Raw genomic sequence first — 22,544 nt, forward strand, 5'->3', positions numbered from 1 at the left:
GGATTGTCTTAGGCATCCACAAGCTGGTCTTTGATCGCCGCGCGCTTCGTCGCATCGACCCCGAGTTGCCGTTCGAGATAGGTGTCGGTCGATCCGAACCGCTCCGTCACGGATCGCCGCGCCGCTTCGAGGAATTCCGCATCGACGCCCATGAGCACGCGCATTGAGGCCTCGTCCCTGTCCCGGTATTTGTTGCCCATCAGGGCCATGCCGTGGGCGATACGCTCTTCGTTGCGCGGCGAGTGGTTGGTCAGAAGATAATCGTGCATCGCATCGTCCGGATGCACGCCGAGGATATGGTGCAGCAGGTCGACCGCAATCCCGGTCCGGTCCTTTCCTGCGGCGCAATGGACAAGGCTTGCGCCTTCCCCGCTTGCGAGCGCGATGAAATAATCGCTTAGCACCGAATTGAGCCCGGCCCTGTCGGGAAGCGCGGCATAGAGCGAGACCATCGCGCGATGCGCGCTCTCCGCATCGATGCTGCCCTCGGCGGCTTCGAGATGCGGCGCGAGGCCGGCTGTCTCACCCTCGAAATACAAAACCTGCGCGTCGAAGCCCTGCGGTCGCCGACACGTGTGGCGGGCACGCTCGCTGTCGCCGCGAAGATCTATCACATGGCGCAGCCCGAGCCCGGCAACAGTCTCGAGGTCGCGCTCGCTCGCTTCGGCATGATGACCGGAACGGAACAGCAGACCGGTCTTCACCCGCCCTCCCCCGGCGACCCTATAGCCGCCGTAGTCGCGCAGATTGTGAATGCCTTCTGCAGGCAGGAACGGATCGGTTTCAGGGATGCGAATCATCGCTTCGACACTGGCAGCGCCCCACGCCCGGCACAACCACGAGCAGCACTGCGGGCAGCCACGGCCTAGGTATCTATCCCTAAGCGATCGGCAAGCTCGGCTTGGCGGGCAGGATGGTAACCGAACGGTGAACGGATTGCGATCAAGCCATAAACCGAGGTGTCGCCATGTCTCATATCCTGATCGTCGACGATGACGAACTGATCGCGGAGCTGGCGCGCGACGCCATGTTTTGCGCGGGCCATACCAGTACATGGGTCCAGACCGCCGAAACCGCGTGGGAAAACCTCAAGCGCCAGCGATCGGACCTCGTCCTGCTTGACCAGCACATGCCAGGCATGACCGGCGTCAGCCTGCTGCGCCAACTGCGCAGCTCGCCGGACTTCTACGATTTGCCGGTCATCATGTTGACCGCGATGACGGGCGCGGTCGACGAGGATCGCGCGCTGTTCGCCGGCGCCAACGATTACGTGCGCAAGCCTTTCACCCAGAACGGCCTCGCCAATGCGGTCGACCGGCTGTTGATGAAACGCGGGGCGCAATCGCGCATGGACCTGAAGAGCAGGGTCGCGCAGGATTCCGGCCAGTCCGGCTTCGAACCCGCGAAGGTCCGCCGCCTCATCTAACGCGCTGGGGTAAGCTAATCAGCCGCGAGGTCGTCGCAGAATTGCTTCGTCCAGGCCTGGACGTTGTCGTCACGGATCGTCCCGATCATCGCCTGATAGCGGCTCTTGCGCTCCTCCACCGACATATCGAGCGCGGTCTTGATCGCGCGTGCCAGCGCATCGGGACTGTGCGGATTGACCACAACCGCTCCCTTGCCGTCGCAATCGAGTTGCTGCGCCGCTCCGGCGAAATCGGACAGGATCAGCACGCCCGGATCATCCGGATCCTGCGCGGCGACGTACTCCTTGGCGACGAGATTCATCCCGTCGCGCAGCGGCGTCACCAGGCCGATCTTCGACGCTCGGAAGAAGCCGTAGAGTTCGGCGTGACTATAGCCCTGGTTCACGTAGCGGATCGGGACGATGTCGACTTCGCTGCGCGCACCATTGATCTGCCCGGTCTTCTGTTCGAGCGTGTTGCGGATCTTCTGGTAGCTTTCGACATCCTCACGGCTCGGCGGGGCGATCTGGATGAAAACGAGGTCGCGGGCGTGCTCTGGATGCTGGTCGAAAAACCGCCCGATCCCGTCGATCCGTTCGGGCAGGCCCTTCGAATAGTCCAGCCGGTCGACCCCGATCATCGCTGTCCGGTTGCGGGTTGACTCGAGGAGGCGCTCTTCGGCCGCCTTGGCCTCGTCGGTCGCACCCTGCCGCTGGAAGTGATCCCAATCGATCCCGATCGGATAGGCACGCGCGAAGACAGTGCGATCTTCGAATGTGATCTCGCCGGTCGACTTCTCGACCTGCGCGCCAAGCTCGTTCTCGCAGTAATGATAGAAGCTGCCGAGCCATTCCTCGGTCTGGAAACCGATCAGGTCGTATGCCAGCATCGTGCGCACCAGCCGATCGTGGAACGGGAGCGACGTCAGCAGACGCGTCGGAGGCCACGGCGTATGAAGGAAAAAGCCGATGCGATTCTTGGCCCCGCGCTCGCGCAGCCGCTGACCGATCGGTATGAGGTGGTAATCGTGGACCCAGACGAGATCGTCATCCTCGATCAACGGCATCACGCTTTCGGCAAAGCGTTCGTTGACGCGCTCGTATCCCTTACCGGTCTCGTTCTCGAATTCCGCAAGGTCGATGCGGTAGTGGAACAGCGGCCACAGGGTCGAATTGGCATAGCCGTTGTAATATTCGTCGACGTCGCGTTTGGAGAGGTCGATCGTCGCGGTCGTCACGCCATCGTTGCGCTGCAGGTTCATGTTGCCTGTGCGGTCGTCGCTTTCCTGTCCCGACCATCCGAACCATAATCCACCGTAATCCTTGAGTGCGGCATTGAGCGCCCCGGCGAGCCCGCCCTGGGCCCCCGCGACTCCGCGCGCCTTGGGCACGGCGACGCGGTTCGAGATTACGACTAGGCGGCTCATGGATCTCCTATCGCACGTCGCTCCATAATTTGGAAAGAAGCCCGGCGCAGTTGATTACTCCTACCAGCGAGTAGGTCTGGGGGAAGTTCCCCCAAAGCTCGCCGGTTTCGTAGTCGAGGTCCTCGGACAGGAGGCCCGACTGCGTGGTGTGGCTCAGCATTGTTTCGAACAGGGTGCGTGCCTCGTCGTCGCGCCCGGCAAGGTGCAAAGCCTCGATCAGCCAGAATGTGCAAACGTTGAACGCGGTCTCGGGCGCGCCGAAATCATCCTCGGCGGCATAGCGCAACATGTGATCGCCGCGCCGCAGGTGTTTTTCGACCGCGGCAAAGGTCTGCTGGAAACGTTCGTTATCGGGCGAGAGGAAGCGCAACTCGACCATCTGCAGCAGGCTGGCGTCGAGATAATTGCTCTCGAAGCTGGCACCGTAATGTCCCCCCTCCCCGTTTTCCTTCCATGCTTCAGCCTCGATCTTCTCGCGAATGCTGTTTTCGCGCTCGCGCCAGACCTGCGCGCGGTCGGGCTTGCCGATGTGCTCTGCGACATTGGCGAGCCGGTCGCACGCCGCCCAGCTCATCACGGCGGAGTAGGTGTGGACTTCCTGCCGCGTGCGGAACTCCCATAGGCCGGCATCGGGCTGGTCGTGCATCGCCCAGGCCATCTTGCCGACCTGTTCGAGGTTCTCGAAATCGCGCTCGGTCGCCGGGCGCAGCAGGCGCTGGTCGAAAAAACTCTGCACGCTCGGCAGCACGATCTGGCCGTAGCAATCGTGCTGGACCTGCTTGTAGGCAGCATTGCCGCGCCGCACCGGCCCCATTCCGCGATAGCCGGCAAGGTAGCTGGCGGTGGTCTCGTCGAGCTCGCTCTCGCCCATTACGGAATAGAGTGGCTGAATTTGCCCACCCCGCGCGCTGTCAACGATGTTGCGCAAGTAGCCGAGATACTTTTCCATCACATCGAGCGCACCGAGGCGGTTCAGCGCCTGAATCGTATAGTAGGAATCGCGGATCCAGCAGTATCGATAGTCCCAGTTCCGCTCCGAATTCGCCGCCTCCGGGATCGAGGTGGTGAGCGCCGCGACGATCGCCCCGGTCTCCTCGTGCTGGCAGAGCTTGAGCGTGATCGCGCATCGGATCACTTCTTCCTGCCATTCGAACGGGATGTGCAGCCCCCTGACCCACTGCTGCCAGTAGCGGCGCGTGCGCTGCTCCATGCCGCGCACTTCCTCGCGCAGGTTTCCTACGAACGGCTCGTCGGGGCCGAGAAAGAAATGCGTATCCTCCTCGAGACGGAACGGGCGGCCCTCCTGCACATAACCGACCGGCGCGTCGGTGGAGAGCCGCAACGCCTGAGGGCCGACAAGATAACGCACATGGTTGGTGCCGCTGGTCGTGTCCGCCAGACCCGCACCGTAATTCTTGACCGGCTTGAGGACGACGCGAATCCGCGGGCTGCCTGCAATCGGGCGGACGATGCGCACGTAGGCGACCGGACGGTACATTCGCCCCGAACGCTCATAGCGAGGGCAGAAATCGAGGATCTGCACCGCGCTGCCGTCGCTCGCCTTGAGCGTCGTGACGAGATGCGGCGTGTTGCGGATATACTCCTGCTCGGCTTCAACCTGCCCTTCGAGCTCAAAGCGCCAGATGCCGGCATCACGCTGGTCGCCGTTGAGTAGCGAGGAGAACACCGGATCGCCGTCCACCCGCGGCACGCAGCCCCATACCAGCGCCCCTGTCCGGTCGATCAGGCCCGAGACCTGGCAATTGCCGATCGGCCACAGTTCGAGATTGGGCAATTGCTTGTCGCTCATAATTCCAGCCATTCGTGCACGGTGGTAACGCTTTCCAGCATGAATTGCGCGCGGGTTTCTGCGCGTTCCCCGACGATGATCCCCGCGCCGCCGAATTCCTCGCAAGCGGCAAAGCCTGCCTCGTCGGTCAGATCGTCACCGAGGAAGTAGGGCCTCGATCCCGCGAAAGGGCTTTCCTGCATGAAGGACCTCACCGCCGCGCCCTTGTTGGCGCTCCTTGCGACGATCTCGACCACGCATTTGCCGCCCTGTGCCGCCCAGCCATGCTCTTCGGCTAGGCTCCGGGCAAAGGCATTCGCGGCCTCGCCTGAATCGGGATTGGACCGATAATGAAGCGCGCCGCCATGCGGCTTGTGTTCGTAATCGAGCCCATGTTCGGCGGCAAAGGCACGCAGGCGGCGTTCGATGTCCTCCGGCAAGCTAAGGGCACCCTCACCCAGCGCGCTGCCATCGGCGCGACGCATGTCGGAGCCATGCGAACCTGCTCCCGCGACCGGCAGCGGTCCGATGTGTTTCTCGATATCGGAAAGCCCTCGACCGCTCACGACCGCACAGCGTCCTTCCAGTCGCTCCGCGAGCGCTCTAAGTCTGGAAGCGAGGCCCTCGCGCGGCCGGATCGCATCCGGTCCCGGTGCGAGCGCGACCAGGGTCCCGTCGAAATCGAGGAACAACGCAACCGGTCCCGACCCGATCAGGGAACGAAGCGTTGGAGGAGAGCCCGGAGAGAGGCTGGATACCATGGCGTAGGGCATAATGCGTCAGCAGGGCGCGTCAATGTTCCTGCTGCTTTGCAGCAATCGTATTCAGCGCTCAGATCGCGTGAGCCTTCAATGCTTCGTAGTTCGCACGGCAGGCGTCGGCGACCTCGGCATAGGCCCCATCGAGCCGGGGTAGCGCCCCGGGAGGCGCCCCGAACACTGTCGAGGCGTTGACCTTGTCGTACCAATGCGCGCCCCACACGCCGTCTTCGGGATGCGGGCCCTTCTCCCACGACAGCATCGCCGTGTCCCATCCAATCCCGAGCGCATCGCACAGCCGTTCGAGCACGCCTGCTGGATCGGCGAGGATATCGTCGGAATCGACCACCGGAGGTGCCTTCCCGATCCGTTCCCGCTCCAGTTCGAAATATTCGCGCAGTTTGGCAAAGCCGAGCATTTCGGGTTCGCGCAGTTCATTCTTGTTGCGATAGCTCGCGATGACGCGCTCGGGCGCGCGGATCAGGAACGCGTGGCGGTGATCGGGAAAATCTCGAATGTCGATCGGCCCGACCATGTGGTGCGGCATGTGCTTCTGGTACCAGATCGGCTCGCCGCCCGGGGCCTCGCCCGACTGCGTAGCGGTAACACTGTGCCAGTAGCAGTCCATATCGGCGATGGTCTCGGCCGCCATCGGATGCGGCTCGCCGCTATCCTTGAGAAACGCGCCGTAGAACGGTTCGTCCGACACCGCGCAATCGGCGCGCGCGCCGAAGCTGCGCATCATAGCGGTCGAGATATTCCTCGGCCCGCTCCACATGGCGATGCGAATGGTCACGAGACGTCGCGGTCCATCAGCGCCTTGTAGAGCCCCTGTAGTCGCTCGACCATCGGCCCGCGACCGTCGGTCAGGTGTCTGCCATCGACCTCGGTCACCGGCACCACGCCTGCGAATGTCCCCGTCACGAAAGCCTCCTCCGCGCCATAGACATCGGTCAGCGAGAAGTTCTTCTCGAACACCGGAATGCCCGCCTCGCGGCAGACCTGGATCACGTTCGACCGGGTGATCCCGCCGAGGCAGTAGTCCCCGCTTGAGGTCCAGACCTCACCCTTTCTTACGATGAAGAAATGCGTCGAGTTGCAGGTCGCAACAAAGCCATGCGGATCAAGCATGAGCCCCTCGTCCGCCCCAGCCTGCGTCGCCTGGATGCAGGCCGCGATGCAGTTGAGCTTGGAATGCGAATTGAGCTTCTGATCCTGCACCGCAGGGTCACCGCGCCGGACATGGACGGTGAACAGGCGGATGCCGGTCTCGATCGTGGATGGCAGTGGGGCCTTGTATTCGGGTATGATGACGATGGTCGCGGGCGAGATCACCACGCGCGGGTCCTGATAAGGCGTGGAGCGGATACCGCGCGTCACCATCAGCCGGATGTGGACGCCGTCGGCCTCGCGCATTGCATTGCCGTCGATGGTCGCATCGAGCCTCGCCACAAGTTCGTCGCGCGTAAGGCCGATATCCATCGCAATCGCCTTGGCGCCTTCGTAGAGCCGGTCGAGATGCGCCTCCTGAAACGCGATCTTGCCGCGATGCAGCCGCAGCCCTTCCCACACGCCGTCGCCCAACATGAAGCCGCTGTCGAACACCGAGACGGTCGCTTCCGGCCGCGGCACCAGAGTGCCGTTGACGTTGATCAGAATGCTCTCGTTACGCGGATCGGGCTCAAAATCGTGGGTTCCGTGTGCCATACGCCATGTCTAGGCGGTCGGCGGGCGCTGGCAAGTGGGCGTGCGAGTTTCGAGCGTGTTCGAGAATCGCAGCAGGACGTGTATAGACAAGCCAAATTGCGATTTGAGGAGAGCAAAGATGGCAACCGTACTGGAAACCAAGACATCGGCCGACGATAGCCACATTCGCGGCTCGGTCAGCGAAGAGGAATGGCAGGTCCGCGTCGACCTCGCCGCCGCCTACCGCCTCGTAGCACTATACGGCTGGGACGATCTGATCTTTACGCACCTTTCGGCTCGTGTGCCTGGTCCGGAACACCACTTTCTCATCAATCCCTACGACATGATGTTCGAGGAGATTACCGCTTCGAGCCTCGTCAAGATCGATGTCGAAGGCCAGCCGGTGCTGCAGACCTCGCACCCGGTGAACCCTGCAGGCTTCACGATCCATTCCGCTCTGCACATGAACTGCGAAGATGCGCACGCGGTGATGCACCTCCACACCCCTTCCGGTCAGGCGGTGAGCGCCATGTCCGAGGGGCTGATGGAACACACCCAGACGGGCATGATCGCCCGTGCCGATATCGCCTATCACGAGTATGAAGGCATCGCGACCGATCTCGAGGAGCGCGAGCGACTGGTCGAGGACATGGGCGACAAGCACGCCATGATCCTGCGCAACCACGGCACGCTGACGATCGGCAAGACCGTGGGCGAATGCTTCCTGCGGCTCTACTTCCTCGAGCGCGCCTGCGACGCGCAGGTGAAAATGCTCTCCGCCGGACGCGAGAACCTGCACAACCCGCCGCAGGGTACGCCCGAAAAGGTCAAGGCGCAGACCCCGAGCGAAGGCATCGGCATGATCGCCAACGGCCTCGCTTGGCCCGCCCTGTTACGCAAGCTGGACCGGATCGATCCGAGCTTCCGCGACTGATCCCGCGCAACGGGGGGAAAGCGTGAAATGATCTCGTCTCTGGGGCTGCTGGCCAGCCTCGCGCTGCTCATCTGGCTTGCGCTGCGCGGGGTGAACATCATCCTTGCATCGCTGCTGTGCAGCCTGATCGTGATCGTTACCAGCGCGCTGCCCTTGGGAGAGACGTTCCAGGATGGCTATGCCTTCGGCAAACTGGGCGCTTTCGCCTTTGCCGGCCGGTTCTTCCTCCTGTTCGCGGCCGGCGCGATGTTCGGCAAGGTCATGGGCGAAAGCGGCGCGGCGGCGAGCATCGCCATGGCGCTTGTGCGCAAGCTGGGGCCGGACCGCGCGCTGTGGATCACCGTGCTCGCCAGCGCCTTGCTGACCTATGGCGGCGTGGTGGTGTTCGTGGTGATCTTCGCGATGTATCCGCTCGGCCTCCGCCTGCTCAAGGAAGCGGACATCCCCAAGCGCCTGTTCTGCGCCGCGCTGGCGCTGGGCGCCGGCACCTTTACCCTGACCGCTCTGCCCGGCACGCCTTCGATCCAGAACATCATCCCCACGATCGCGCTCGGAACCGATCTGTACGCGGCTCCGCTGCTGGGCCTGATCGGGGGCACGATCATGTTCGTGCTCGGGATGGTCTATCTCGAATGGCAGCGCCGCAAGGCCAAGGCGGCGGGCGAAGGCTTCGATCCCGCACCCGGCGACCCAATCGGCGGTTCGGACGGAACAAAGGCCGAGTATCTACCGCCGGTCGCTCTCGCCATTCTCCCGTTGCTGGTTGTGATCGGGATCATCGTTTCGCCGCGCTTGCTCGGCGGCGCCATGCCCGAAGCGCTCGCGAGCTTTGCCGCCGCCCAGCCGGTGATGTGGCCCTCGATAGCGCTGATCGTCGGCAGCCTGCTGGGGCTTGCATTGTTCACGACGGTGCGCTCGCGCCCTCTCGCCGTCATGGGTGAAGGGATGCAGGACGCGGTCGTACCGCTGTTCGCGACGTCGGTGGTGATCGGTTTCGGCGGCGTGGTGGTGCAGACCGCCGGATTCTCGACCTTCGCATCCACACTGGTTTCGTTCGACGACTATCCGCTGCTCTCGATGTTCGGCGCCGTTAGCACCGTGTCGGGCATCACCGGATCGGCATCGGGAGGACTGCAGATCTTCATGGAAACGCTCGCGCCGAGTTACCTCGCAATGGGAATCGAGCCGGAAGAACTGCACCGGCTGGCTGTCATGGCAAGCGGCGGGTTCGATTCGCTCCCGCATTGTGGCGCGGTGATCGCAATGCTGGCGATCACGCGGCTGACGCATGCGCAGGCCTATCGCGATGTCGCCGTGGTGACGGTGGCGGTCCCGGTCATCGCAACACTCACGTGCATCGCGATTGCATCGGTATTGTAGGACGCATTGCCGCAACAGCCCCGCGATCAAATCTCAGCGAAGCTGGCTGCGCAAGAGCGTTCCCGCTCGACAATGCCCGGCGCTTTGACCAATGTCCGTCCGATGAAGTTCTTGTCGCAGGCCCAGCCTCCTGCTCGGCCATTGGTAGCCTGGTCGTTCGTGGCGCTCATCGGATTCGTCGCGCCCGCCACCGCCATGCTTCTACTCGCAAATGCACCTGGTGCCGAACCGTTGGCCTTGGCTGGCGGTCCGATACTGGCGATCGCCCTGATGGGGGCTGGCATGATCGGTGCGGCCGCTGACGGGCGCTTTTGGATAGGTGTCTTTCTTGCCGTCCTCACCGGCGTCGGCCTCTTACTGTTCGCGCGTGCAATCGGCATACCCACCCTGTCACACGTACTTCAGACCGGGATTGCCCTCATTATAGGGGGCATCAGTTTCGCAGCGCGGGGCGCTCTTTTTGCACGCAGCGCATCGAGCAAAGGTTGGTGGATTGCCGTGTTCGTCGTCGCCGGTGAGGCTGCTATCCTGATAACCGCCGCAGCACGGCCTGGCGCGTTGCCCGAATGGCTGTTGGCCCTGTTACCGGCGCAATGGACCAACATTGCGATACAGACAGCACTGACCGGCAGCCGCGCTTTTGCGGCGTGTTCGGCCTTGATCGCCCTCGCCGGCACAGCGGTGGCTACGCTGCTTGTGTTCCGGCTTTGGCCCCGGCGCTGGCCCTACCTGGTAATGTTCACGGCGTGGCTCGGATTTTCGGCGCTTGTCTACCACCGCCCTGCTCCACCGATGCCTCTCACCGCTCGTCCTATCACCCCGTCACTGGCCGGGGAAGAAATGAGCGAGTTGCTTCGCCACATGCAATCAATGGAGATTCCGGTAACGGGGGAGAGGCATGGCGGGAAGGATATTGGTATGATTTCACTCATTAATTACCTCGCTCTCCGCCGAAGTTCTCCCACCGACCGGGCTTGGCATTAAGTCGCTGTTCTGGCGAACCAAACCGCCTTTCAGCACGACTTGTTTATCGATCGGGCCCCAACTCAAGGCGACAAGAACTGGGGCGCGAGGCCGACGATGCTCCGGAATGCTTCGTCAATGCCACGGACCAACATCTCGGGACTGGACATCTCCGTGCTTGAGGATATGGGCAAATCAGCACCGGCTGACCTCGGCCTTGCCCAAGTCGCATCTGCCATCTCAGCAAGCACGCTAGCCGAAGATAGGTACGATCGACACAACCAGTGCGGAGAAACCTCCCCAGCAAGCTCGATCCCCCCTGGGAGATTTTGCGAAGCAACAACGCCGCGAGCATCAATTAACTTCGCCGTTGCGATATGCAGCAATATCGCAAGGAGCCAGTGATTGAAGCGGCGAGGGATCAGAAGACCGACTCTGCTGGACGTACTTGCCGATCTATTGCCAGGGCCAAAAACGTTGGAGTTCAACTACCTCTGGCCGCGCCTACACCTGTTGCGCGTTGAATTTTTAGGATCTGATCCACTCGCGCCTGTCCAACTAGCCAGCTCTAATACTGGGTGCTAGTTGTCAATCATTTTGGCCAATCTTGTCGTTAACCCGACGAGTGCTAACGGTCCGTTAACCAGACTTGGGTACTGGCACCTAAGTATGAATACTTGGACCATCCTTTTAACAATAGCAACCGTCGGGGTGATGGCTCTCGGTCTCGGCGCGACCCCCGCTCTCGCAGGCGGCGTAATCGCTGGCACGCTAATCGAAAACACCGCGACTGCGACCTATGACGACGGAGATGGTCCGAAATCGGTCGATTCCAACACCGTAACCGTTCGCGTGGACGAACTGCTTGATGTGACGACCACTTCGCTTGATGCAGGTCCGATCGGTGCCTCGCCGGGCGAAACGGTACTCACCTTCGAAATTACCAACACGGGGAACGGCCCGGAAGCCTTTGAACTGACTGCGAGTCCTGCAGTGGCAGGGAACGATTTCGACACGGTGATCGAAAGCATCGCGATCGATACCAACGGAAACGGCACTTACGATCCCGGCGTAGACATAATCCTCGCAGGACCCGAAGTCACGCCGATACTCGCTGCAGACGAAACGGTCACCGTTTTCGTCGTCGTCATTGTTCCTGGCACCGCCACCGATGGAGAACAAAGCGAGATCGAGCTCACCGCGGCGGCCGCAACCGGATCGGGATCGCCCGGCGACCTGTTCGCAGGGGCCGGTGTCGATGGGGCAGACGCCATTGTCGGTACCACGACCGCATCCGCAACGACAATCGGCGCAATCACTGTCGGCATCACCACCGTCGATCTGACCAAATCGGCAGCGATCGTCGATCCGTTCGGCGGAGACAGCGCGGTTCCCGGTTCGATCGTCACCTTTACCATCGTCGCTGACGTTCGGGGGAGCGGGTCGGTTTCAGACCTGGTGGTCACAGACGTGATTCCGGACGGCACGACTTACGCCTCCGGCACACTCGCTCTGGATACCGCTTCATTGACCGACGCTGCCGACGCCGATGCGGGCACTGCCTCGCAGGCGAGCGGGATCAGTGTCGATCTCGGAAATGTCGCTGGCGGCACCAACCACACTGTCACATTCAATGTCACGATAGACTGAACGCGAATTTGAGTTGAGGACTAACCAAATGAATACGTTAATAAAATTGGTCGCAACGACTTGTGTTCTCTGCGTGATGACCGCTGCTGTTTCAGCGCAAGACGATGCGCTCGCCGAGGCACCTACAGCGGGAGGTGGCGTCCAGCTTTCCGGAGACGTTCTCGCAGTCAAGACTGTGGTCGACGAAGAGGGAGTCGAACGGATCGAACGGGTCAAGCCCGACCTTATCGTTCCGGGCGATCGCCTGATCTTCGGCACCGATTACGCCAACAATGGCGACCAGCCGGTCACCAACTTCGTCGTCACCAATCCGCTGCCCGCGGCGGTGCGCCTCGCGCCCGATGCCGATGCGGATCTCGTGGTGTCGATCGATGGCGCGACAAACTGGGGAATGCTCTCCAGTCGCACGGTCACCGCCGAAGACGGTTCTGTCCGGCCCGCGACCCACGCCGATGTGACGCATGTCCGCTGGACGCTCGCATCGATCGCGCCGGGCGAAAGCGGACGGCTGGAATATCCAGCAATCATCCGCTGAGAAGCGGACGGTAGCCGCCAAGTCCTGCGGGCGGCTTGAGGGGCGCAGGGCACACGCAAAGGACCACTCTAATGAAACAAACAACCCAGTTGCTGGGGGCGGCAAGCGCGTTTGCGCTCATTGCCGTTTCCAGCGCTCCAGCGATGGCCGAAGGGACCACGGCTGGAGATTTGATCACCAACAATGTGACGGTGAGTTATCAGGTCAACGGCGTCGACCAAACGGACGTTACCGATAGCGACACCTTCACCGTCGACCGCAAGATCGACGTCAACGTCAACTTAACCGGCGCGACGCCGGTTTCGGTGACTCCGGGACAGCAGAACACTGTCCTGGCGTTCGAAGTGACCAACCTTTCGAACGCAGTCGTCGATCTTAGCCTGTCGACCGTGCTGACTTCGGGAACGGGCACAAATATCCAGAATTTCGAGATTTATCTCGATTCCAATGGAAACGGCGTACTCGATGCGGGTGAACTGGCGGCAGGCCCGATCACCTTCCTCGACGAAGTCGCAGCCGACGATGGCACCGGCACCGAAACGATTTCGGTGCTCGTGGTGACCGACATCACGCTTGGCGCCGTCAATGGCGACACTTTCGATGTCGTGCTCGTCGCAAACGCGCATGAAGGCGGCTCTTCGGGCTCGCTCGGTGCCGAGATCACTGCGACGGCAGGGGCCAACACCTCTGGCGTCGATACCGTCTTTGCCGATGGCAATGGTGGCACCGGTGAAGAAGCCGACAATGACGGGGCATACTCGGATGTCGGCACGCTGTCCGTCTCGGGCGCGCTGGTTTCGGTTGTAAAATCGAGCACCATCGTCAGCGATCCGGTGAACGGCACGACCAATCCGAAGGCAATCCCGGGTGCGACGATCCAGTATTGTATCGCCGTTTCCAACGCTTCGGGCGGTGCAGCCGCAACCGGCGTGAACGTGGTCGACGATCTGCCGTTCGACGTGACCTATCTCGCGAGCTTCGGCATTTTCGTCGATGGCACCGCCACGGTCGATACGTCGGGCCCCGAACCGGTTGCCACCTGCGCTACCGACGGGACCGACGGCGTGGTCAGCGGCGATGCGTCGTTCAGCGCAGGTAGCGGCTCGGGCGGTGAAGATCAGGTCGTTGGCGATCTGAGCGATATCGCAGCTGGCGCCACGCGCTCGCTCTACTTCCGCGTCACGATCGACTAAGATCAGCGGGAATAGGCTTTGCGTGTAGCCCCCTCATTCGGGCTTTTGGCAGCAGCACTGCTTGCGGTGCTGCTGCCATTTGTCGTGCCCGGAGAGTGGGTTAGTGCGCAAAATGCGCCTTCAGGAACGTCCAACACGATCCGGACAATTACCAATACCGCCGAAGCGCGGTGGCAATTCGGCGGGAACGACGCGCAAACGGCTTCGAACACCGTCACCTTCGACGTCACGCTGCCGCCACCGGAAATCACTGCCTATCGCCCTGCTCCGGGCGGGGGCTTCCGCTTCGATTTTTCGGCTCCGACCTGCAATGCGTCGGTTTCGGCCGGAAACACAGGAGGCAGCGCAACCACTGCGCAGTCCAATCCTCCCATCAGCGTCATCGCCGAGCAGACGGGCATTCTCTACGCAGGGCAAACACTTGTCTTCGAGGTTAGTGCGCGGCAAGCAAACGTCGATCCCGACGCGATAGATTCTCTCGATATTTCAATCACTACGGCAAGCGGTGATCGCGAGTCGCTTGTCATCTTCGAATCCGGGCCGAACACCGGCGTATTCATCGGACAGATCGGAACCGTGCGCATGCCGCCGGATCCGACCCAGGGCGATTGCCGTCTGAGCATTGCTGACGGGAACATGATCGAAATCGCTGCATCGCTGCCCGGGGACAGCACCGTGATCGTCAGCACCGATGTCGAGGTGCTCGCAGATCCGTTCGGCGTCGTGTTCGACAGCGAAACCGGTCAACCGGTCAACGGAGCGCGCATCACGCTGGTCGACGACGTCACTGGCTTGCCCGCGACTGTCGTCGCCGAGGATGGTGTAACCTCCTGGCCTTCTTCAGTAATTTCAGGCCAGCCCGTTACCGACGGCGCCGGAAACATCGTTCAGATGGGGGCGGGCGAATTTTGGTTCCCGCTGACTTCGCTCGGACGATACCGGCTGATTATCGAGCCTCCCGATCCCTATTCGGCACCGTCTGTGGTGTCGCCCGAGGATATTGCGCGGCTCTCGCGCCCGGACGGCAGATCCTTCGTCATTCGCGAGGCATCTTATCGTGCGGCCTTCACGCTGGACAGCCCTGTTCCAGTCCAGGTCGATATTCCGCTCGATCGCCCGAGCGAATATCTCGGACTGGTCAAGACGGCATCGCGCCAACGTGCGGCTCCCGGCGATGTGATCTTCTACAGCATCACGGCACGCAACCCAGATCCGGCGCGCGCGAAACGCAGCGTCGTGCTTAACGATATCCCGCCCGATGCCCTGCGCCTGCGTCCGGATTCTATTCGGATCGATGGGCAGGCGGCCCCGGCTTCCGTTACCATTGTGCCTGACGGCGGATTGATCGGCATCGCGCTCGGAGATATCGCTGCAGGCGGCTCGAAGCGTGTGACCTACGCCATGACAGTGCGCCCCGATGCCGCGCCCGGACGGGCGATCAACGACGCGATTATAACCGACTCGGTGGGCCGCACGGTGCGCGCGAGCGTTGCGGTGGACGTGACACGCGAGGCGATCGCTGATCGCATGACGATCATCGGACGGATCACGGCGGGGCCGTGCACCACGCTGGATTCGCGTGAAAGCCCGCGTCGTGGCATACTCGGCGTTCGCGTGGTGCTCGAAGACGGAAGTTACGCGATCACGGATGCGGATGGCCGATACCACTTCGAAGGGGTCGTACCCGGTACGCATGTCGTACAGGTCTCGAAGATGACGCTGCCAGAGGGTGCTGAACTGGTCGATTGCCACCGTTCGACCCGCAATGCTGGCAGCACGAGTTCGCGCTTCGTGATCGGCCAGGGCGGCAGCCTTGTCGTCGCGGACTTCCACGCCATCGTGCCGGACGGCGCGCTCGAAAGCGTGGCCGAATTCGCCGAAACCCAGCCCGAGGGTGAGACAGCGCGCGCAAATGAAGTAACGTCAATTATCACAACCCGCGCTCAGAATACGGATTCTCTTGATAAATCTGTTCAACCGGTCGGTTTCGAAACGCCTGAACCGGCCCGGGAGTTGCTTCCGAACACCAACTGGCTCGAACTCGGCGACGGCGAAGATGGATTTCTCACTCCGAGTGAGGACGCAAACCCTCGCGCCCCCGCGATCCGAGTGGCTGTACGTCACCGTCGTGGCCAAACAATCAAGCTGCTTGTCGATGGCGAGCCGGTCAATCCGCTGGCATTCGACGGCACGCTTAATCCTGAGCGTGGCAAATATGCGGTCAGTACCTGGCGCGGTGTCATCCTTCCGAACGAGCGCACCGTCCTGACGGCCCAGGTCGTCAATTCGTTTGGCGAACCGACCAAGACCTTCACCCGTGAAGTGTTCTTCACCACCATGCCCACCAATGTGGAATTGGTGCCGGAGCTTTCGAACCTAGTGGCCGATGGACGGACCCGTCCAGTCGTCGCAATCCGGGTGCTCGACCGCAGCAATCGTCCGCTTCGCGAGGGCGTTTCGGGCAACTTCCAGCTGAATGCTCCCTACGAAAGTGCTGAGCAGCTCGATCGGCAACAGCTCAATCAGCTGACGGGCATGAGCCCGAGCTCGGCCCGCTGGGTCGTGCAGGGAACCGAAGGTATGGCACTTATCGAACTCGCTCCCACCATGGTGAGCGGTTCGCTCCGGCTCGACTTCACTTTCGACGATGGCGAAATCTCACGGCGACAACAGCTCGAAGCCTGGATCGAGCCCGGCGATGTCGAATGGACTGTTGTCGGCCTAGTCGAAGGCACCGTTGGCGCCCGCTCGGTTGCCGATAACATGGAGCGGACCGGCCGTTTTGACAGCGATCTCGGTGACGATGCGCGCATCGCGCTGTATGCGAAAGGCCGGCTGCTAGGGAAGTATCTTCTCACGTTTGCCTATGACAGTGCCAAGCAGCGCGAAGACCAGCGCGTGTTGGGGACCATCGATCCGCAGGCTTACTATACCGTATTCGGCGATGGGTCCCTGCGCCGGTTCGATGCCGCAAGCCGCGAGAAGCTGTACGTCCGGATCGAAACTTCGACATTCTATGCTCTCTACGGCGATTTCGAAACGGCCTTCGACCAGACCCGCCTCGCACGCTACAACCGGACCGCGACAGGTGTGAAGGGTGAAGCCCGAATCGGGCAGGTGAAAGCGCAAGCTTTTGCCGCCGAGATTTCGAGCCGCTTGCAGCGCGACGAGATCCAGGGGCAGGGCATCAGCGGCCCTTACCAGCTTGGCACTCGCTCAATCCTGCCGAACAGCGAGCGGGTGACAATCGAGGTTCGTGACCGCTTCCGTTCAGAGATAATTATTTCTAGTCAGACGCTTACAAGGTTCGTTGACTACGATATCGACCTCTTTTCGGGCACGATCAGCTTTGCCGAACCCATTCTTAGTAGAGATATCAACTTTAACCCACAATTTATTGTAATTGAATATGAAATAGATGGAACTGGACCCGCTGAAATGAATGCAGGAGTGCGCGTGGACTGGACGAGTGAAGATGGTGCGATTCGTATCGGCCTCAGCGCTATATCCGATAAGGGCGAAGGTGCCCGGACCGATATCGGGGCAGTGGACCTGAGGGCGCAGATCGATGAATCGACCGAGTTGCGCGCAGAGCTTGCCGCCAGCCGCCGGGAAGGCGAAAACGTGTATGGTTGGCTCATCGAAGCTCAGCATCAGACGGGCTCACTCGATCTCCTCGCCTATGCAAGCGAAGTCGATGCCGATTTCAGGGTAGGTCAGCAGAACGGAGCGGAACTCGGACGTCGCAAGTTCGGCGTCGATGGGCGTGTCCTTCTCGGCGAGAACTTCAGTGTGCTCGCGAGTGCTTGGCAGGACAGCAGCCTGACAGACGACACCCGCCGTCGCGCAGTGCAGACCCAGCTCGGCCTGACCCGGAAGAACACCGATCTCCGGATCGGCATTTCGCATTTCAATGATCGTCTTTCGGACGGAAGCACGAATGCATCCACGTTGTTCGAGGCCGGCGTTACGCAACGGCTGCTCGACAATGCGCTCGAATTGAGTGCTTCCAGTGCGATTGCGCTCGACAAGGCCGAAAGCGTCGACCTGCCGGCCCGCCATCGCCTCGGTGTGCGCTACGCGGTTGCAAAAAACGTGCGTCTAGTAGGGACGTACGAGATCGCAGACGGTGACCAGATCGATGCGCGCCAGCTCCGCACCGGAGTAGAGGTTACGCCGTGGCACGGCAGCCGGATCATCACCACGCTCGGTCAGGAGAATGTGAGCGAGTTCGGCAACCGCACTTTTGCGGCCTTCGGCATCTCGCAGACGGTGCAGGTCACCAACGAACTTACGTTCGACGCGACGCTTGACGGCAACCGCACGGTCGGAGGGACGATCGATCTCGACAACGTCGTCAATCCCGCGCAGCCGGTGGCGACGGGTGGTCAGCTGACCGGTACGAACCGGTTCGAGGATTTCACCGCTTTCACGCTCGGCGCGGCCTGGCGCAAGGATCGGTGGAGCATCACCGCGCGGGGCGAATACCGCGACGGCGAAGAGGCAGACCGCACCGGGGTCACATTCGGAGCGATCCGGCAGCTTGGCGAAGGAAGCGTCGTCGGTACCGGCGCAACTTGGACTCGGGCCGAGAACAATGGCGGTGCGACGACAGAAATTCTCGATGCCAGCATTGCCTTCGCGCACCGTCCCGCCGCGTCGGAAGTCGCGATGCTCGGAAAACTCGAATATCGTAGCGACCGGGTGAGCGGTGCTGTTGCAGGCCAGGTCGGTGGTGCCGGCCGGACCGTGCTGACGGTGGACGGAGATGCGACATCGCGCCGTCTGGTTGCCAGCTGGTCGACCAACTGGTCACCGCGCGGCAGCGACACCGACAGCTTCGACCTCAGAAACGAAACCCGGCGCGACGAATACACGCTGTTCGTGGGCGGTCGCTATAATTTCGACCGGATCGAAGGCACCGAGTTTTCGGGGACCACCCTGCTCGTCGGGGCAGACGCGCGGATCGGAATAACCGATCACTTCGAGATCGGTGCCAGCGGTACAGTCAAGACGAACCTCGACGATGAAGTCACGAGCTTCTCCTACGGCCCGCGCATCGGGATTGTGCCTGCCGACAATGTCCTGCTGACTCTCGGCTACAACGTCAAAGGGTTCAGGGACGGTGACTTTTCCGCAGCCCGCAACACAAATGAAGGCGTTTTTGCGGCCATCCGCATGAAGTTCGACGCCGATACGTTCGGCTTCCTCGGTCTGGGGAGGAATGTCCCTTGAGCGGTATCACATCGTTTTCAGCAAACTTTCCGTTAACCATAACGCGATACTCCTACGTCATGCGGGAAGCCCTGATTCATCAACGCTGTCGTTGGTTGGGAAGCGCGATTGGGCGATTGCTAGTCGTCGTCCTGTGCATGGCCTTTGCACAGCCTGCGCATTCTCAAACTACGAGCAGTTTCTCGAACACCACGTCGGGTACGGTAAACGGAACGACCATCTGTAGCTCTCCGCTGGTTCGCAACTTCACAGTTGCCAGCAACTTCACTGTCGCTGATGTGAATATCGGAATCCTTGTCGCCCATACTTGGCGTGGAGACCTGCAATTCACGTTGCAATCCCCGGCAGGTACTCGCGTGCAGCTTACAAACGGTGACACATCGAGTGTCAGCGGTGACAATTTCAACGTGTTACTTGACGATAGCGCATCACAGATCGTCAATACAGACAGCGCTACTGGAAACCACGCAAATCCCTCAACATTCTCCCCCCCCTACCAGAACACTTTTCGCCCTCGAAGCGCGCTTTCGGCGTTCAACGGTCAGAGTTCAGCAGGAACTTGGCGGCTTGAGATATGTGACCTGTTCCCCGCTCAAGACAATGGCACCTTTCGTCGAGCTGATCTTTACCTGACTTCTCAACCCTCAAACTTTGCCGATCTGTCACTGAGTAAGGTTCTGGTTGGTTCGCCGCCAATTCAAGGAGGCACTGCGACGTGGGAACTCACCGTAAGAAATTCCTCGTCATCGACACAGACAGCGGATGGTATTGTGGTTCGCGACACATTCCCCGGCGGATTTAGTCTTGTCTCGGCGTCGGGTTCCGGCAGCTTTGATGCGGCAACACGCAATTGGTCAGTTGGATCGCTTGCGCCCGGTGTCTTAAAGACTCTGACGTTGACCGGGACTATCTCGAGCGCGGCAGGAACCACGATCAATAATATCGCAGAGATAACAGCGAGCAGCGTCGTCGATATTGATTCAACCGTCAACAATGGCGTGACCGGCGAGGACGACTATGCAAGCTCCAGCTTCGTCGTGCAAAGCGGACGATCGACCGGCATACCCCCGGTCCTTTCCTGCCCGGCAGGGCGTTCGGTTTTTGACTGGGACACAATCCCGGGATGGACTGCGGGTAGCGTCGACAACAGCTATGCTTTCTCAGCCTTCGGCAACATCCGATTTCAGCTTGGCAACAATGGCAGCTACGTTAACAATCCCGTTTGGGGTGGCCAGCCCCCACTTGTGAACAACTACTACACTGGCGGCCTCTCGGTACCGCAAAACAGTCTCTTGGTCGTTTCGGATCAGTCCAATCAGTCTGGTTTAGTTACAATCACAATAACACTACCACGCTCCTTTACAGGGTTGCAATTCAGCATTTTCGATGTCGACTTCGGCTCCAACCAATTTGCTGACCGAGTTCAAGTGACTGGAAGCAATAATGGTGCCGCGGTCACTCCGACACTTACCAACGGAAACGTTAACTCGGTATCAGGCAATGTCGCAATCGGTAACGGTGCCTCAGATTCCGATCAGGGTCTCGGAAATGTCGTGGTTACCTTTACCCAAGCGGTGAACAGTGTGACCATCCGATACGGCAACCATTCCACCGCACCGACCAATCCAGGGCAACAGGGCGTAAGCATTCACGACATTGCGGTATGCAACCCATCCGCTACGCTTTCGGTCGCGAAGGTGAGCTCCGTCATATCGGATCCGACCAACGGCTCAAGCAATCCGAAACCCATTCCCGGTGCCCTGGTCGAATATTTGATTACTGTTTCCAACTCGGGACCAGACGCTGTCGACGCCAACAGCGTAATCGTTTGGGATGACGGACCAGCTGATGCCAAAATGTGCCTGATCGGGCGAGCTGGCGGACCGATCATCTTCAATGATTCTGGGGGCAGTTCTGGCTTGACCTACACGTTTGCCAGCCCTGGCTCTCTAACTGATGGCCTCGAGTTTTCAGACGACGACGGCGCCAACTACAATTACACGCCAGTCTCGGACGGAAGCGGATGCGACACTCAGATCACCGATTTCAGAGTTCGCCCGACTGGAGCCTTCGCTGCGGGCGGTACATTCACAATCACGATACAATATATGATAGAGTGAAGCCGATTATGCCGTAGGAGCGAAATGGATTTGCATCAGACAATCGAGGCACCATAAGGGTGGCACTCGTGGTTAAAGAAACATCGACCGGTGGCAGGACCAAACTTAGACGCGTCATTCCCGTTGGCTTGGAGCCCTGAGTTTCGCAAATTCTAATATTGCAGCCTTGGCAATGCCGCAGCGAAATTTGGTGACTTCTCGAGTATCGAACCGAAGCAGATCGCCACCTAGCGCTATCAAAATCATATCTCAGTGTTTGCGCTTAGACTGGCACCATGCCTTGATTAGAATAATAGCATTTGTCGGAAACGATAAATGCAAAGCTATCAAGACATCAGATCAAGCTATTTGAATGATGCCATCGAATCATATCAACCTGAAGACAGGTCTCGTTTCCCGATTACGCTTGCTGAATTATTTGATGATTTCCCAAGTTACAGGTTCAACTTCATTCGAAATACGATTAATATCATAAACCTGAATTTAGAGATATCATCACATAATGGTCATGGGCGTGCAATGCTTTACTTTATTAATTCAGTAGAGATCGGCCTCATTATGAGCAGTTCACCAGATAGCCATGCGATCACAACGATTTCTCCACCTGAAACGGAGCCAGAGACGACATTCGGGATTCAAGAACTAGCCCTAGAAATCCTAGGATCGCTGGCTCCCAGTTTAGGCCAAACTAGCCGCGCCTGCCCAAGAGAGGCGATCTCATAAACTCCCCAAGCATCGCGATCCTTACCGCCTCACCCACATTTCTTGCTCCGATCTTTTTCATCATATTGGACCGATGTATCTCTACCGTTCGCGGACTTATCTGAAGCGCCCTGGCGATTTGCTTGTTGGAATTACCTTTTGTGATTGCCGAGAGAACCTCACTTTCTCGCTTGGTCAATTCGTTAAGCTGATTACGTGCGCATACTGCGCGACGTCTAAGCTCGACGATCTGTCTCGCTTTTTCAATTGAGACCATGGCTCTTCGAACAACCTTGTCGGGAGAATCAATGGCAACAATGTAGTCTTGAAATCCGCTCTGAATGGCCTGAACCGCACGTTCAACATGACACCCCTTTGAGACAGAGTACGCAACAATTGCCCCAGTATAACCAACTCGATCTAGATTTACACCTACGCTCTCGAATGAAACTAATTTATTGTCGCCTATCAATAAAGGGTCCTCAGCCCTGGACTCCTCCATGGCGTCATCCATAAATAAGAAATTATTAATAACAACTCCGGCGCTTTTTCCAGATTCGACTATTAGATTCCGTATTGCACCACAGCATTCCATTAGATTTATATTCACAGAAATCCCCATTGATGAATATAGAAAGACATTTCTATTTATATCAAATAACCTTGTCTACGCCAAAATTGCTATCATTAATTACAAAATATTTCATTTCCCGTCGTATAATTTCAATAGATAGAGATTACGTCTCTGAATTCACGCGATCAGTAGC

The 22,544-nt window shown here is 59.9% G+C and carries 17 protein-coding genes; 10 read left to right on the forward strand and 7 right to left on the reverse strand.

Features of this window, described 5'->3' with window-relative positions; genetic code table 11:
• Positions 1 to 8: 8 nt before the first annotated feature.
• Positions 9 to 800, reverse strand: a complete 792-nt coding sequence (locus ACI5KX_RS10560; protein ID WP_406810621.1) for a tyrosine-protein phosphatase — start codon at positions 798 to 800, stop codon at positions 9 to 11.
• A 167-nt stretch (positions 801 to 967) separates the two neighbouring features.
• Here ACI5KX_RS10560 and ACI5KX_RS10565 point away from each other — a divergent pair, with 167 nt between their 5' ends.
• Positions 968 to 1,426, forward strand: coding sequence for a response regulator (locus ACI5KX_RS10565; RefSeq protein ID WP_406810622.1), 459 nt, complete (start codon positions 968 to 970; stop codon positions 1,424 to 1,426).
• Between the two features lie 14 nt (positions 1,427 to 1,440).
• Here ACI5KX_RS10565 and ACI5KX_RS10570 read toward each other — a convergent pair whose 3' ends face one another.
• The 5 genes from ACI5KX_RS10570 to ACI5KX_RS10590 form a co-directional block, all read right to left on the reverse strand.
• The gene (locus tag ACI5KX_RS10570; RefSeq protein ID WP_406810623.1) at positions 1,441 to 2,832 is read right to left on the reverse strand and encodes a trehalose-6-phosphate synthase; all 1,392 of its coding nucleotides are present in this window, start codon (positions 2,830 to 2,832) and stop codon (positions 1,441 to 1,443) included.
• A 7-nt stretch (positions 2,833 to 2,839) separates the two neighbouring features.
• A complete protein-coding gene (locus tag ACI5KX_RS10575; RefSeq protein WP_406810624.1) occupies positions 2,840 to 4,642 on the reverse strand; it encodes a glycoside hydrolase family 15 protein in 1,803 nt (600 codons plus the stop codon).
• Positions 4,639 to 5,382: a trehalose-phosphatase gene (otsB, locus tag ACI5KX_RS10580; RefSeq protein WP_406810625.1), complete on the reverse strand. Its 744-nt coding sequence runs from the start codon at positions 5,380 to 5,382 to the stop codon at positions 4,639 to 4,641. The genes ACI5KX_RS10575 and otsB overlap by 4 nt, the downstream gene beginning before the upstream one ends.
• A gap of 70 nt (positions 5,383 to 5,452) precedes the next feature.
• Positions 5,453 to 6,175 carry an HAD family hydrolase gene (locus ACI5KX_RS10585; protein ID WP_406810626.1) on the reverse strand — a complete coding sequence of 241 codons (723 nt, stop codon included), beginning with the start codon at positions 6,173 to 6,175 and terminating at the stop codon, positions 5,453 to 5,455.
• On the reverse strand, positions 6,172 to 7,086 hold the full coding sequence (locus tag ACI5KX_RS10590; RefSeq protein WP_406810627.1) for an aminotransferase class IV: 915 nt from the start codon (positions 7,084 to 7,086) through the stop codon (positions 6,172 to 6,174). Before ACI5KX_RS10590 ends, ACI5KX_RS10585 begins: the two co-directional genes overlap by 4 nt.
• Before the next feature lie 118 nt (positions 7,087 to 7,204).
• Here ACI5KX_RS10590 and ACI5KX_RS10595 point away from each other — a divergent pair, with 118 nt between their 5' ends.
• The 9 genes from ACI5KX_RS10595 to ACI5KX_RS10635 all read left to right on the forward strand — a co-directional run bounded on the left by ACI5KX_RS10595 (position 7,205) and on the right by ACI5KX_RS10635 (position 21,798).
• Positions 7,205 to 7,999, forward strand: a complete 795-nt coding sequence (locus ACI5KX_RS10595; RefSeq protein ID WP_406810628.1) for a class II aldolase/adducin family protein — start codon at positions 7,205 to 7,207, stop codon at positions 7,997 to 7,999.
• 27 nt (positions 8,000 to 8,026) lie between these two features.
• The gene (locus ACI5KX_RS10600; RefSeq protein ID WP_406810629.1) at positions 8,027 to 9,379 is read left to right on the forward strand and encodes a GntP family permease; all 1,353 of its coding nucleotides are present in this window, start codon (positions 8,027 to 8,029) and stop codon (positions 9,377 to 9,379) included.
• A 102-nt stretch (positions 9,380 to 9,481) separates the two neighbouring features.
• Complete coding sequence (locus tag ACI5KX_RS10605) at positions 9,482 to 10,363, forward strand: hypothetical protein (protein WP_406810630.1); 882 nt, start codon at positions 9,482 to 9,484, stop codon at positions 10,361 to 10,363.
• 693 nt (positions 10,364 to 11,056) lie between these two features.
• Positions 11,057 to 11,992 carry a hypothetical protein gene (locus ACI5KX_RS10610; RefSeq protein WP_406810631.1) on the forward strand — a complete coding sequence of 312 codons (936 nt, stop codon included), beginning with the start codon at positions 11,057 to 11,059 and terminating at the stop codon, positions 11,990 to 11,992.
• 76 nt (positions 11,993 to 12,068) lie between these two features.
• The gene (locus tag ACI5KX_RS10615; protein WP_406810632.1) at positions 12,069 to 12,527 is read left to right on the forward strand and encodes a hypothetical protein; all 459 of its coding nucleotides are present in this window, start codon (positions 12,069 to 12,071) and stop codon (positions 12,525 to 12,527) included.
• 71 nt (positions 12,528 to 12,598) lie between these two features.
• Positions 12,599 to 13,720 carry a hypothetical protein gene (locus ACI5KX_RS10620; protein ID WP_406810633.1) on the forward strand — a complete coding sequence of 374 codons (1,122 nt, stop codon included), beginning with the start codon at positions 12,599 to 12,601 and terminating at the stop codon, positions 13,718 to 13,720.
• A 45-nt stretch (positions 13,721 to 13,765) separates the two neighbouring features.
• A complete protein-coding gene (locus ACI5KX_RS10625; RefSeq protein ID WP_406810634.1) occupies positions 13,766 to 18,955 on the forward strand; it encodes a hypothetical protein in 5,190 nt (1,729 codons plus the stop codon).
• Entirely contained in the window at positions 18,952 to 21,075 is a 2,124-nt protein-coding gene (locus tag ACI5KX_RS10630; protein WP_406810635.1) for a proprotein convertase P-domain-containing protein, read from the forward strand. The genes ACI5KX_RS10625 and ACI5KX_RS10630 overlap by 4 nt, the downstream gene beginning before the upstream one ends.
• 315 nt (positions 21,076 to 21,390) lie before the next feature.
• On the forward strand, positions 21,391 to 21,798 hold the full coding sequence (locus ACI5KX_RS10635; protein WP_406810636.1) for a hypothetical protein: 408 nt from the start codon (positions 21,391 to 21,393) through the stop codon (positions 21,796 to 21,798).
• On the opposite strand, the gene ACI5KX_RS10640 is transcribed toward ACI5KX_RS10635, so the two are convergent.
• Entirely contained in the window at positions 21,764 to 22,399 is a 636-nt protein-coding gene (locus ACI5KX_RS10640) for a response regulator transcription factor (protein WP_406810637.1), read from the reverse strand. The genes ACI5KX_RS10635 and ACI5KX_RS10640 overlap by 35 nt on opposite strands.
• Between the last annotated feature and the right edge of the window lie 145 nt (positions 22,400 to 22,544).

It is taken from the genome of Erythrobacter sp. GH1-10 (assembly GCF_045363165.1).
GTDB lineage: Bacteria > Pseudomonadota > Alphaproteobacteria > Sphingomonadales > Sphingomonadaceae > Erythrobacter.